Annotated in this window: 12 protein-coding genes; 3 read left to right on the top strand and 9 right to left on the bottom strand. The window is 67.4% G+C overall.

Going from position 1 to position 13390, the window contains the following annotated elements:
* Nucleotides 1–65: 65 nt before the first annotated feature.
* The 8 genes from ACWDZ4_RS03215 to ACWDZ4_RS03180 all read right to left on the bottom strand — a co-directional run bounded on the left by ACWDZ4_RS03215 (nt 66) and on the right by ACWDZ4_RS03180 (nt 6996).
* Nucleotides 66–725 (bottom strand): pentapeptide repeat-containing protein, encoded by a 660-nt coding sequence (locus ACWDZ4_RS03215; RefSeq protein ID WP_451506739.1) that lies wholly within the window; start codon nt 723–725, stop codon nt 66–68.
* Nucleotides 700–2730 carry a hypothetical protein gene (locus tag ACWDZ4_RS03210; protein ID WP_451506738.1) on the bottom strand — a complete coding sequence of 677 codons (2031 nt, stop codon included), beginning with the start codon at nt 2728–2730 and terminating at the stop codon, nt 700–702. Before ACWDZ4_RS03210 ends, ACWDZ4_RS03215 begins: the two co-directional genes overlap by 26 nt.
* Entirely contained in the window at nt 2727–3113 is a 387-nt protein-coding gene (locus ACWDZ4_RS03205) for a DUF6507 family protein (RefSeq protein ID WP_451506890.1), read from the bottom strand. The genes ACWDZ4_RS03210 and ACWDZ4_RS03205 overlap by 4 nt, the downstream gene beginning before the upstream one ends.
* 55 nt (nt 3114–3168) lie before the next feature.
* Nucleotides 3169–3480, bottom strand: coding sequence for a pore-forming ESAT-6 family protein (locus ACWDZ4_RS03200; protein WP_215136020.1), 312 nt, complete (start codon nt 3478–3480; stop codon nt 3169–3171).
* A gap of 16 nt (nt 3481–3496) precedes the next feature.
* Entirely contained in the window at nt 3497–3829 is a 333-nt protein-coding gene (locus ACWDZ4_RS03195; RefSeq protein WP_387893748.1) for a hypothetical protein, read from the bottom strand.
* Between the two features lie 585 nt (nt 3830–4414).
* Complete coding sequence (locus ACWDZ4_RS03190; RefSeq protein WP_451506737.1) at nt 4415–5542, bottom strand: hypothetical protein; 1128 nt, start codon at nt 5540–5542, stop codon at nt 4415–4417.
* A gap of 123 nt (nt 5543–5665) precedes the next feature.
* Entirely contained in the window at nt 5666–6406 is a 741-nt protein-coding gene (locus ACWDZ4_RS03185) for a cysteine hydrolase family protein (protein ID WP_451506736.1), read from the bottom strand.
* Nucleotides 6406–6996 carry a cysteine hydrolase family protein gene (locus ACWDZ4_RS03180; RefSeq protein WP_451506735.1) on the bottom strand — a complete coding sequence of 197 codons (591 nt, stop codon included), beginning with the start codon at nt 6994–6996 and terminating at the stop codon, nt 6406–6408. The genes ACWDZ4_RS03185 and ACWDZ4_RS03180 overlap by 1 nt, the downstream gene beginning before the upstream one ends.
* A gap of 147 nt (nt 6997–7143) precedes the next feature.
* Between ACWDZ4_RS03180 and ACWDZ4_RS03175 the strand changes: the two genes are divergently transcribed.
* Nucleotides 7144–8172, top strand: a complete 1029-nt coding sequence (locus ACWDZ4_RS03175) for a GlxA family transcriptional regulator (RefSeq protein ID WP_451506734.1) — start codon at nt 7144–7146, stop codon at nt 8170–8172.
* Between the two features lie 305 nt (nt 8173–8477).
* Here ACWDZ4_RS03175 and ACWDZ4_RS03170 read toward each other — a convergent pair whose 3' ends face one another.
* Nucleotides 8478–9014, bottom strand: coding sequence for a hypothetical protein (locus ACWDZ4_RS03170; RefSeq protein WP_451506733.1), 537 nt, complete (start codon nt 9012–9014; stop codon nt 8478–8480).
* Nucleotides 9015–9626: 612 nt separating this feature from the next.
* Between ACWDZ4_RS03170 and ACWDZ4_RS03165 the strand changes: the two genes are divergently transcribed.
* Together ACWDZ4_RS03165 and ACWDZ4_RS03160 are read left to right on the top strand one after the other, a co-directional pair.
* Nucleotides 9627–13004: an RHS repeat-associated core domain-containing protein gene (locus ACWDZ4_RS03165; RefSeq protein WP_451506732.1), complete on the top strand. Its 3378-nt coding sequence runs from the start codon at nt 9627–9629 to the stop codon at nt 13002–13004.
* A gap of 96 nt (nt 13005–13100) precedes the next feature.
* The gene (locus ACWDZ4_RS03160) at nt 13101–13274 is read left to right on the top strand and encodes a hypothetical protein (protein ID WP_451506731.1); all 174 of its coding nucleotides are present in this window, start codon (nt 13101–13103) and stop codon (nt 13272–13274) included.
* Nucleotides 13275–13390: the final 116 nt, after the last annotated feature.

The raw sequence follows: 13390 nt of genomic DNA, 5'->3' as shown, positions 1-13390 counted from the left end.
CTCGCTTCCCGTACGTCGGAGCGGCATCATGGGATTCAGCTCTCCGAGCGCAGACCGAGAGGAAATCAACGTCCTTGTGGCCGCCGAGGAGGCAACACCTGAACGCGCGCACCTCGGCTATTCAGCCACACTTCGAGGTCGGCTCCGGAGAGTTCCCGCAAGTCGTTGCCTTCGGTGACCGAAGCTGGGCCGAACACCGTACCGGTAAGTCCCAGCACTGTCGTATGTTCATCCATGACGACTTGGAATGATGTTTGCTGAACGCTTGCATTCGACAGGTCCGCTCCTTGAAGCTTCACATCGAGCAGCCCGGCCCCATCAAGCTTCGCGTTCCGAAAGCTTGCACCTCGAGCGTCAACTGCCCACATCTCCGAACTTCCGAGGTCGGCTCGGTCCAGATTTGCGCAGCCCAAAGAGGATTCATCCAGCACAGCCTTCACGAGAGTGGCCCCGGAAAGGTTCGCCTCCCTGAGATCGGCCCCCTCCAGGTGGGATCTATACAGATCAACCCCGGACAAGTTGACGCTGCGCAGGATGGCCTCGGCAAGCATTCCGTTAGCGAGATCGGCACCTGAAATGTCGGCTCCACGGAGGTCGAGCCCGACCACATCCAACAGGGACTCGCTCTCGGCAACCCACTCATCCAGTGCAGCAGCAGCCTGCGCATCGGCTGGGGGCACCTTCACACTGCGCCCACCATCACGGATACCAGACAATTCGATCACTCCAACCATTCTGTTCCGCTATCGCCTTAAGGTCATTGATCGCGGCCTGATCGGCGTTGCGTGTGTCGAGGACAACGATGCGGCCCTTGGTTACGATCTGATCCTTTAGCTTCCGGATCCATCCTCGGTTATCTGCCGGATTATACGCTCCCTTGAACGGCAGGGACTTATCACGGACATTGTTGAGCGGTGGCCAGTCGGAGTGCACGCCCTTAATGTCGTAAAACTCGCCGGTGCTAGGCGAATAGAGGTCGCCGTGGTTCGCCTCGGGCGGGCGCTGAATATCTGCCGGTACTTTCCCCTGCTCACGCAAGTCGAGGGCAAGGCGAGCCTCGTCCATTTCGGATGGCTTCACCTTCCCCTTGTGGTCGGGATCCTGCTTCAGCTGGTCGAAGTCGTCTGCATGTCGCTGCTCGATCTCTTCCAGGTGCCGGGCATGTGCGGCCTGCTCTTCCGGGGTCAGCGCGGGAGCGGGTCCACCTGGCGGATCCGAGGCGCCAGCAGGGCGGCTGGCTGGGGGATCGCCGTCGTGCCTGCTGCCGCCTGGGCCCTCGCCCGCACTGGAGTGGCCTCCGTCACCCGGAACGTTCCCGGAGGTGCCACCAGGGAGGTGGTTGGCCGCGCCACTGGGGAGGTTCTCGCCTGCGCGGGCGCTCGCTTCGGGGGTACGGCTGGCGGCGCCGATTCCGACAGGTTCCCGCTGCGCGGGCGTGTTCTCTGCAGCCCTGTCGGTGGCTGAGGCTTCGTGACGCGGAGTGGAGTTGATGACGTTGCCGTTGGCGTCGACGGGAATGAACTCGCCGTCCTTGATGACGACTTTGGAGCCGTTGTCGAGTTCGATGACGCTGTGCAGGCGCTGTGAGGTCGCCGTCGTGTCGAAGGCGCTGCGGATACTGGCCGTTACCTCGGACAGCCTGGGCATCGAACCGACTGCCTTACCGGTGACCTTGAGGCCGGCGGAGAGCGGGTCGATCCAGGTGCCGACCTTGCCGGCGGCGCCGGCGGTCTTGGCGAGCGCGCCGCCGCTGCCCGCCTTGGCGGCGGTAGCGAGGGCCCCGCTGCCGAGGGTGAGGACGGTGAAGGTGACAGTCGCGGCGGCGCGTGCGGGGTTCTCGTCCCACATGTCCCAGCCGACCAGGGCCTTGCCGAAGTCCCGGGTGGCCTGCTTCTGCTTTTCCACCTCCGGGTCCTTGGGCTCCTCGCCCAGCGCCTGGTCCATGAGCCAGTTGTAGGGCGTGGCGGTGTACTGGCCGATTCCACCGACGACGTCCAGAAGGTGGCTCCAGGCGTCACTGGTGTCGTCGTCGCCGATACCGACCAGGGTTCCCAAGCCCTTGAGACCGCCCCCGATGTTGTCGACGACGAGCCCATCCCAGAAGTAGCTCTTGGCCCAGTAGCCGAACCCGGTCTCGGAGACGGGGGCACCCCAGGGCAGTTCCTCGGCGCTCTTGAGGGTGTCGAGGTCGTTGCCGTACATCACCGTCTTGTCATTGGCGGTGTGGCTGCCGTCGTCGAAAACGAACTTCGGCCCGCCCACGATCGCCGAGATCTTGCCGGCGGCTCTGTTCTCGGCTTCCTGGAAGGCGGCCCGCGCGGCGCTCACGCCGTCAAGGAGCTCTTGGTGCCGGTTGATCCTGTCTTCGTCGTCCGTCCACTCGTCGTCACCTTTTACGCTGTCGACGAAGGCGAGGGCATCGGCCTTGAGCTGGGCCAGTTTCTTGGCGAGCGGGCGGGCCTCGATGGAGAACGTGTCCAGCGCGTCCGCCACCGTCTCCAGGTTCGTGGCAAAGGCCTCGGCCTTGTCCATGACCGGCCGGGTGGTGGCGAACAGCTGGCCGGCCTCAGGCGCCTTGTAGACACCCTCCAACGCCTGGAAACGGGAGTGCACATCCCTGCCGCCGTTGCGGATGCCGATGGCATCACTGCGCAGCGCGGAAACATCACGGTCCAACTGGTCCAGGTTGCCACTGAAATGCGGAATGCCTGACGGTTCAATCATCTTCACTTCTCGCCGCCCGGCCGGCCGCCAGGCTTCGGCAGCTCGACCTTTGGAGCCGACAGCGCCTTGTGTCCGGCGGTCGAAGCCATATCGAGATCCCCGACGACGTAATAGGCGGTCGCCTCGCGCGCGCCGTTCACGGATTTGGCCGCCCGCGCCCCGAGGAAGAGCACATCGCCCGCGGTCTTCTCCACGAACAGCCCCAGCGCCGCGCCGATCGGCCCGGTCGGTGCGGGGCCGTACACCCCGCTGAGCGTCCCGGCCGAGCTCGCCGCGCTGCCGATGTCCGTCCCGTACGACTGGACGCTCTTGGCCACATCGTCCATCGCGTCCCCCACCAGCGAAGTCACAGACTGGACTCCGGACGGAGTGATGTCCCACCCCTGCATGATCATCCCCCTACTGCCGGCCGATCAGCCGGCACCGCTGCGCCCGTCGCGCTTCCTAGCCGATGGCGTCGACTGCGGCCTTGGCCCTTGCCAGCGTCGACTGCGCGGTCCCGTCGTTCTGCTCCAGCGTGCTGCGTACCAGTCGGATGATCTCGCGCACCTCGGCCGCCGCCTTGTTCCAGCGGGCTTCCTTGCCGTGGTACTCGTCCGAGACTCCGTCAGCGGTGAACTCCATCATCGCGGCCTTCACCGCACGGTCCCGGTCACCCAGCACCAGCTCAAGCTGCCCGATGATGCCCTGCAGCCCGCCCTGCACCTCCACCGAGGCACCCGTGTCGTAACTGCGGCGGTCCTGGTTCTGCCCCATGACGAAATCCCCGTCCCTATCGCCCGGAGAACCGGGCCGCGTCGAAGTTGGCCCCGGCCATGCTCTGGTGAGCGTTGCTCTCCTGCTCCTGATCACCGGTACCGAACGCGGTGTCCATGCCGGACTGCCCGCCCAGGATCGACTGGAGAGAACCGTTGAGCGCATCGGTGATCTCATCCGCGCGCACCTTGAAAGAGTCGAACGCGGCCTTGCCGGCCCCGTTGAACTTCCCCTCCAGCGGATCAGCGGCTGCAATCAGAAGCTGGATCAGCGTGCCCAGGTCAGTGCTGGACCCCACCGTGCTCTTGCCAAGGTCGGACAGCGTCGTACTGCCCATGTCGAACTTCATGCACCCACCCCCGAATAGTCGTGTGCACAACGGCGCTTCATGCGGTGCGTGTGCACCTGCACCGCACGCGTCCCACCGCGCAGCAGTCATGTCTATCGAAAACACGTTGCAGGCGCAACGCAGTTGAGCCCCGGGTGGCGCCGTCCTCGTCAAAGGACGGACGAGGCACTGACCGCCGCGCAGGGCAACTGGCTCGAGGAGTGACAGCGGTCGCCTGTCACAACGAGGACCGCCCGAAAGGCAGGCGGCTCCTTGGCTCGGTCCACCATCGGAATCGGATCAGCTGTATCCGTTCGGTAGCCCGGGGGAGTCGTCCGGCGTCGGGCTCGTGCCGTGAACGAACCCTTTCCCCGGTCCTCGTGGGGCACTGCCCGGAGCAGTAGAGACCGAGCTGCCGTACGACGTACGTCGTACGGTCGCCCCGAACCGCCGTTGCGGGCTGCCGCTGTACGCGGTGGTGGACAAGTGGGGCGTGGGGCCCCGGTCCTGGTGGGGGGGGGTAAGGCGGTGTGGTGCGGGTGCGAGGGCTGGGCCGAGCGTCCCGAAAAGGCATCCCCCGCCTCGGGGGCGGGGAATGCCTGGTGATCACACCGCTGCGGTGCGTCCGGTGATCGGGCAGGCGCCGGTCGCTGCCGCCGCACCGAGGGCGGCGGTCCTGGCGGTGGGCGCCGTCCCGCCGATCTGCTGGAGGATCTCGTCGGAGAGCAGGTCTTCCCTGCCCTTGAGGGCGTCGGCGACCTTGAGATCGGTGTTGAAGACCATCTCGGCGGCGACGTTGTCCTGGACGATGCGTGCCAGGTTGTCCAGGGCCACGGAAATCGAGTTCGAGGGGGTCTCCACGGTCGGCAGGTCGATCAGGTGGGTGTCCACCTTCGCCTGGTTCATGGTGCGGCGGATGATGATGGACGCCTGGTTCAGCTCGGCCGTGGTCCAGATCGACAGCACCGTGACGTAGAGGTCGCTCCACGCCTTCTCGCCGATCAGCGTGCGCCACCGCTTCATGAGTCCTTCGATGCCGGTGATCTGCGCGGTGGCGGCGAAGGTCATGTTGACGCGGATGGACGGGTAGACGGTGGCGGCGAACCGGTTGAACGACACCATGTCGAACGACCGGGCCGCGACGGAGGCGTCGATGAACTTGACGGCCTCGCCGAGGATCTTGTCGCAGGAATTATCGAGGTCGAGAGGGAGGTTGGCGGTCTCGAGCTTGGTCCGTGCCGCCTGCAGCGTGGTCCCGAAGGCGTTCAGCGGGGTGATCCAGCCACTGTCGCCCGGTGCCTTGGTGACGACCATGCCCAGGTCGTGCGGGTCGATGCGGTCCGCGTTGGGGATGTTGGGGACCTGGTCGCTGAGGTAGGCGGCGATCACCGAGTAGATCCCCAGGGGAACGTGGGCGATCGACTTGGCCAGTTCGAAGTATTCCGGGACCGGGTCGACGGTCTCGATCTGTCTGCCGTCGTTGATGAGGGTGAAGCGTCCGCCGACCGCGTTGTTCGAGACGACGATGACTGGACTGAGCTGCGTCGTCAGTTCGCTCTTGAGGGCTGCGTAATTCGCGCGCATTCTCGCGTTGACGGCGCGTATCGCGTCGCGTGCCGCTTTCTCGTCGGTCGCGGTGGTCCCCGCGGTCGCCGCCGAGGCCGACTGGCCAGTGAAGAGCGTGGCCGCCCCGACGGCCGACGCGGTACCCAGAAATCCTCTACGTGTTGCCATGCCCCGTCTTCTGCTTTCTGTGGTGAGTGAAAGTGCTCTCAGTGATGTGGGGGGAACGGCGTGGGGGGAGATCAGGGTGGGGGGACTTCAGGGTGGGGGGTCAGGGGTGGGGGTCAGGTGGCCTCAGGTCAGGGACTTCTGCGACGGGACCACGACTCCGTAGAGGTCCTGGACCGTGGCGAGAGCGGCTTGATGGACCTGCTGGGCGGGGACGCCGTCCGGGTCGCCCTTCAGCGGCAGCGGCCGGGTCGCGGAGGCGTCGGCCACCACGGTCGGCTTGTTGCCGTTGAGGAACGCGCCCTGGGTCGTGAACAGGGTGCACATGTTCGTCATGAACCCGGCGATGATGACGTTCTCGTTCCCGGCCCTCTTGACCTTCTCGGCGAGATCGGTGTCGTGGAAGCCGTTCGGGACGCTCTTCTCGACGACGGGCTCGCCCTTGGCCGGCTTGAGTGCCGGGATGATCCGGCCCGCCTTCGACTTCAGGTCGTAGCCCTTGTCGACGATGTGGATGACCGGCGTACCCGCCTCGCGGGCCCGCTTCAGCAGGGCTTCGGCGTTGTCCACCGCCGGCTTCCACCCGTCGAGTTCCATCACACCCTCGGTGTAGGTGTTCTGGTAGTCGACGAGGATGAGCGTCGCGTCGGAGAGCGTGGCCGGGGTCTCGCCGAAGCCGTTGAGCTTCCGCAGTGTTGTCGTGTCCTTCGCGACATTCTTCTCGGCGGTGGCAGTGGCAGTGGCAGTGGCGGAGGCCGACGGCTCGTCCTTGGAGGCGGCGGCCTCGGAGCTTCCGCCGCACGCGGTGACGGTGGCCGAGAGGACGGCGGCGGTGGCGAGGGCGACGGCCGGGCGGAGCAGCTTCATCAGGAGATCTCCTTCTGGGACGGAACGACGACCCCGTACAGGTCGGCGATGGTGGCGAGGGCGCTGTAGTGCACCTGGCGGGCGTCCAGTTCGGTGCCCGCGACCGGCAGCGCGCGGGTGGCGCTGGCGTCGGCCACGACGGTGGGGCGGTTGCCGCGCAGGAAGGCGCCCTGGGCGGTGAACGCCACGCACATGTGCGTCATGAACCCGGCGATGACGAGGTCGCTGTTGCCCGCGGCGTCGACGTGCTCGTCCAGATCCGTGCCGACGAAGGCGTTCGGTGCCTTCTTGACGACGACGGGCTCACCGTCGACCGGTGCGACGCTCGGGTGGATCTGGCCGATCTCGGCCCGGATGTCGTACGGGGTGCCCTCGCCGCCGTCGTTGATGACGTGGATGACCTCCGTGCCCACCTGGCGGGCCCGCGCCAGCAGTTGGGTGGCGGCGCCGAGCGCGTCCTGCCAGCCGTCCAGTTCCATGACACCGGTCGTGTAGGTGTTCTGGTAGTCGATGAGGACCAGGGTGGACTCGGCGAGCTTCGCCGGGGTGTCGTCGAAGCCGTTGAGCCGACGCAGTGTCGTTCTGGGCATGGGAAACCGCCTGGAGTCGCGTGTCGGGGGAAGCAGTTCACCGGTGCGGTGCCCTGTGCCCATGACGCTATGGCTCACCGCCGGGCGTCGGCAATGTCAACTAACATGCAGTTACCGACATGGCTGTTGCCGAACGCGGGGGGTCCAGTGAGCACCGTCGGACGACTGATCGTCATAGTCCTCTTCGAAGGCGTCGACCTGCTCGACGTAACCGGACCACCGGAGGTGTTCTCCCTCGCACGGCGCGAGACGGACGAGGCGGCGGCCTACGACGTCGTCCTCGCCGCCGAGACCATGGACCCGGTCACCACCGGCGCCGGGGTCCGGGTCCTGCCCGACGTCACCTTCGACACGCTGTCCGAACCGTCCGCGAAGGGCATCGACACGCTGATCGTGCCCGGCGCGGTCGAGGTGGACGATCAGCGCCGCGTGCACCCGCTCGTCGACCCCGCCGTGGTGGAGCGGGTGAGACAACTCGCCGGCCGGACCCGGAGGGTCACCTCCGTCTGCGTCGGAGCGCACATCCTCGCGGCCGCCGGACTCCTCGACGGCAAGCGCGCCACCACCCACTGGTCGACAGCGCGGCAACTCGCCGCCGACCATCCGGCCGTCGAGGTCGACGCCGACCCGATCTTCATCCGCGAAGGCGATGTCTGGACCGGCGCCGGAATCAGCGCCTGCCTCGACCTCTCACTCGCCCTCATCGCCGACGACCTGGGCGAGGCCGTCGCGTTGCGCGTCGCCCGGCAACTCGTGATGTACCTGAAACGGCCGAGCGGGCAGAGTCAGTTCAGCGTTCCCTTGGAGCAGGTCGCCACGACACGGCGCATCGAGGATCTCCGCCACCACATCATGCGTAACATCGCTGAACCCCTCACGGTCGCGGACCTCGCCGCATGCGCCCACGTCAGCGACCGGCAGCTCACCCGGATCTTCAAGGCCGAGCTCGGCATGACACCGCACGCCTACATCGAGTCGGCCCGCGTCGAAGTGGCGCGCCACCAGCTCGAATCCACCGACGCGACCCTGGAACGGGTCGCCTCCACCTGCGGATTCGGCACCGTCGACACCCTGGTCAGGGCCTTCCGCCGCAGACTCGACACGACACCGACCGAGTACCGGCGCCGCTTCCGGACCCGGACGGCAACGGCCACGAGCGGCATCGCGGCCCGATGAAGGCCCTGCTCCGGCCTTGAGGCCCGCAGGCCCCTGTCGGCCCTCCCGGGAGGCTGTGCCTGCGGTGACGACCGCGAGGCCGGCGAGCGCAGCCGACCCGCGCCGGCAGGCTCGGCACCCACGGGAACCGGCCCACAGCTGTTGCGTCAGTATCCGCGGTCCGGCCGGGATGTCCGCGGCCGGACCGAGCCGGCCACCTAACGGCTGTCCGCGGAGAGCCGCCCTGCCGAGCCGGCCCGGCGTGCGATGACGCACCCGTCCCCCGAGTGTGCCGCCGCAGGGAGCTCTCCCGAAGACGCCGGACGTCAGTCCTGGTCCGCGCCGGACAGGGCTTCGGAGATCAGGCGGGAGGCGAAGTCGCGGTCGTCGGTGATCCGGTTGATGTGCTCCGCGAGCAGGAAGGCGGTGGCTTCCAGGGGATTCATCTCGTCCTCGGTCCAGTCGCCGTACTGCTTGCGCCACAGGCTGGGGCTCAGGCCGGTGCCTGCCGCGACGACCAGGCCGGCCATGGTGGGGATGGCCTCGGGGCGGACGCTCTTGGGCATCATGCGCATCGTGGCCACGAGGCTGGGCACCACGTACTCGATGACGTCCTTGTCGTGGTCCTCGTGGGCCATCCGCAACCACTTCATGAACATGAAGATGAGCGTGCACGCGCCGTCCAGCAGGTCCTGGGCTCCCCTGGGACCCAGAGACGCGGTGAACTGGTTCATCAACAGCAGCTGTTCGGGATCGGTCCCGGTCTTGCCGTCGTAGATGGCTTTGAGCCGGGAGTCGATCACCATGAGCGCCGCACCCACATCGCCGGCGGGAGCGTACTGGGGGTCGCAGGACGATGGCACGGGAGCCTCCTCATGTGACCGCGGCAGGCAGCGCGGCATGTCCGTACGGTAGACCGCCGATCTGACCGGGGTCGGCGAATCCCGGGGGAAGGTCTCCCGGCGGCTGCCGTGCCACCGGGACATGCGTCCACCACTGCCCTGGGCCGCCGCTCGGGGAAACCCTCACCGGACACGTCACGTCCGGCGCGCTGCCGGGCCCCGGAGCGCTCACACCCGCCGGATGGAACGCTTACCGGCCGACCGAGGCGCTCAGGCACAGCCGTTGCGGCCGGGCAGCCGGATCACAGCCGTTGCCTGTGGTGCCGCTTTCGCTCCGGCCGTCGCCCCGACGGGCGCTGTTTCGTGTGGCCGGGCGGGGTCCGGCCCGCTCCCGGGCTGCACCATTTCAGGCCAGGTTCCGGACGCCCGCTCCCTGCGTACCGGGCGGTGAGTGCTGCGCTCAGGGAGTGGTGGGGCGGGCAGGGCTGCTGCCGTGTTTCGGCTTGATCTGGTGCACATGATGGGCAGGTTTTCGGGCACCGCCTCGAACGTTTGAACCCATGCGTGGCAGCGTCTGAGCCTCTCGGTGACCACTGGGGTCACCGTGACGGATCTTCCTGTGGGGGGAAGTTGATGCACTCACGTGTTTCGGACACGTCTCTTCGGCGTGCCCGCAGATCATCCCGGTACGGCCTGGTCGCCGCGCTCGCCGCGCTGTCGCTGGCCGTTCCGATGACACCGGCGTCGGCCGCTCCGGCCGATCCGGGACCGTCCTCGGTATGGGGCAAAAGCGGTCCCCGCTTCCAGATCCCGCCGGTCCGGACCGGCTCGACCAAGCCCGTTGCCAACAAGGCGCAGGCGCCCGCAGCGCCGGAGGTGGCGGCGTGGCGTGCGGCGCAGAAGAAGAGGGCCGGCTCGGCGGCACCGGCCACCCGGAAGTCCGCGCTGAGCGCGCTGAGCGTGCCGTACCGGCCGGAGGGCCAGGGCGCGGTTCCGTGGCATCAGATCTCCGACTTCCGTATCACCGATTCGCTGGTCGCGCGGATCAACCTGTCCAACGGCAACCTGATGCTGGCGGCCACCGACTTCGAGGTGGCGGGTGTGGGGCAGAAGCTGCGGCTGGCCCGCACCTACAACTCCTTCGACGCGCCGTGGGGGAAGGTCTCCCAGCGGTGGTGGCAGGAGTACGAGCGCTACCTCGCGATCGACACCTCCGAGGTCGTGCTCTACGACGCGACCGGGGACGCGGTCCGCTTCGCCAAGAACGCCGACGGCACGTTCGTCACGCCCAAGGGCTACTCGAAGGACCTGAAGAAGAACGCGGACGGCACCTACACACTGACCGCTCGCAAGTCGGGGCTGAAGGACACCTACAACGCCTCCGGCACGCTGACGAAGGCCACGGACAAGAACAACGGGACGATCACCGTCGACCAGCACGACGAGACCGGTGAGCACAAGGGCTTCAAGCTCACCGAGACGCGCTCCGGCCGCTGGATCGACCTCGTCAGGACCTACCCGAACCAGTGGCAGGCCAAGGACCACACCGGGCGCACGGCCGTCTTCGACCTCGACGGCGGCGGCAACCTGTCACGCACCACCGACACCGAGGGCAAGACCACGGCCTACGGCTTCGACGCCGACGGGCGCGTCGTGAAGATCACCACCCCGGAGGGGCGGGTGACGACCTTCACTTACGACGAGCACAACCGGGTGCGCTCCATGCTGCGCGCCACCGAGACCAACTCCACCGGCCACACCGGCCCCACCTACACCTACGCGTACTCCAACGTCGACCCCTCGGAGGCCGGAACCACCACGGTCACCGACCCCGAGCAGCACGCCACGAAGTACCAGCACAACGCCGACGGCGGGGTCACCAGGGTCACCGACGCCCTCGGCCACTCACGCTCGCGCACGTTCGACGCCAACCGCAACATCGACACCGCCAGCGACGCGATGGGCGTGGACGGCACCGGGGGCAACGTCACCGACTACGGATGGGACGCCCGCAACAACCCCACCTCCGCCGAGCTGCCCACGGGCGCGACGGCCACGGCCGCCTGGCAGACCGTCGCCGGCACCGACCTGCCCGCCACGACGACCGGCGCGGACGACGAGAAGACCGAGTACAAGTACGACACCGCCGGCAACACCAAGTCCGTCGCCGTGACCGGTACGGGCGGCGGCAGCCAGTCCTTCGACTACAACCCCGCCTCACCCACCTGCGGCGGCTTCCAGGGCCAGCGGTGCAAAGTGACGGTGAAGATGTCCGACACCAAGTCGGTCTCCACCTCCTTCACCTACGACGCCCAGGGCAACCTGACCAAGGTCACCCCGCCCGCGCCACTCGGCGTCACGACCTCCACCTACGACGCACTCGGCCGGACCGCGACGACGAAGGACGGCCGCGGGGTCACCACGCTGTTCGAGTACGACGAACGGGACCGCATCACCAAGGTCGACACTTCCGGCTACGCGACCGTCACCTACTCCTACGACGGCGACGGCAACCTCATGCAGCGGTCCGACGGCTCAGGTGTCATCACGTACGAATTCGACCCGCTGTCCCGGGAGACGGTCCGCACCCTGCAGAACGGTTCGCAGACGAAGCTGACCTACACCCCGGCCGGAAACGTCGACACCTACACCGACCCGGCCGGTGTCACCGACTACACCTGGAACGCGGTCAACAAGCTCACCGAGCTGAAGGATCCGACGGGGAAGACCACGAAGTACGAGTACAACAACAACGCCCTGCGCACCAAGACGTCCTACCCGGGCGGCACCGTGCAGACCGTCACGCCGGACAAGTCCGGTCGGCCGGAGAAGATCAAGGCGACTTCTCCCAAGGGAACGCTGACGGACCTGTCCTACTCCTACCTCAACGGCACCAAGGACGGGACGAAGGTCCGCACCCGCACCGACGCCGTCTCGGGACACAAGTTCACGTACACCTACGACGGTGCGGGCCGCTTCTCCTACGCCAAGGAGGAGAAGGCCGGCGCGATCACGGACTCCTGGCAGTACTGCTACGACCTGGCGGGCAACCTGACCTCCCAGGGGGCCGACCCCGGTTGCCCGCGCGGCACCACGTACACCATCAACGACGCCCAGCAGATCACCGCGAAGAACGGCTCCGCGGTGAACTGGTCCTACGACAAGGCCGGCAACGAGACCGCCGGCGCCTCCACACCCGAGTACACCCGCACCGGCGAGACCTGGTCCGACTACGCGCAGCTGACCTCGATCACCGTGGACAGCAAGACGTACAAGGGCCAGTACGGTTCCACCGACCAGTCCGAGCGCATCAAGCTCGGGGACACCTTCTTCCACAACGGCCCGCTCGGCCTGTCGGCCAAGACCACGGCCGGTGTGGACATGGGATTCAACCGGGAGCCCGGGGGCACCCTGAACTCCATGACGACCGGGGGCAAGTCCTACTACTACCTCACCGACGCCGTCGGCAGCGTGATCGGCCTCGCCGACGAAACCGGCACCAAGGTCAACACCTACACCTACAGCCCCCGCGGAGTCCGTATCCTGGCCCGCTCCAGCGAACCGGTCGCCCAGCCCTACCGGTTCGCCGGCGGCTACCAGGACCCCACCGGCCTCTACCACTTCGGCGCCCGTTACTACGACGCCAACATCGGCCGTTTCAACTCCCCCGACCCCTCGGGCCAGGAGAAGAACCCCTACCTCTACGCAGAGGGCGATCCCGTCAACCGCATCGACCCCGACGGACTGCTCAGTCTGACGGGAGTCGCAGACGCCCTCGGCCCGGTCGGTGACCTTGCCACCGGTGCGGCACACCTGGCACAAGGGGACACCAAAGCCCTCTGGGGCGACGTCGCGGGGGTCGTCGCGGGTGGTGTGGCAGGCGCTGTCTGCGGGGCAGCCGTAGCGGCGTCGGCTCCGGCGACCCTGGGAGGGTCGCTCGGAGCGACGGCTGGGTGCTACGCCATCTCATGGAGTTCCAGCCAGATAGCCTCGAACGCCGTCGGAGGCTGAGGAAAGAGCGTGCGCGGGCCGGGAACCGATTCCCGGCCCGCGCCCAACCAAGGAGGAACCGTGCCCCGAGTCGGGTGGTCTGTTGAACAACGGGCAGTGGTCAAGCGATTCATGCTGTTCGCCACCGTCTTCGCCGTCGCTGGAGTGGCCTTTTCCGTTTTCCTCATCGTGTCCGGGATGAGCGGGGGCTGGATACTCCTTGGAATGATCGTCTGCATCTATGGTGCGGGCCGGCTGTTCGTCGGCAACGTCAAGCACGATCAGCCGTGAGCAGCCCGCCTCCTCGCCCCTTCCTTCGACCGCCTGCTGCCCCGGCCGGATCTGCGGGGACGGCACGTCACGGCGTGGCGGGGCATCGGAAGACCGGGCGGTGACGAGGGCCGGGG

It is taken from the genome of Streptomyces sp. NPDC003016, assembly GCF_053591455.1.
The sequence above is the reverse complement of the archived record's forward strand: the minus strand, read 5'-3'. Positions and strand labels throughout refer to the sequence as shown.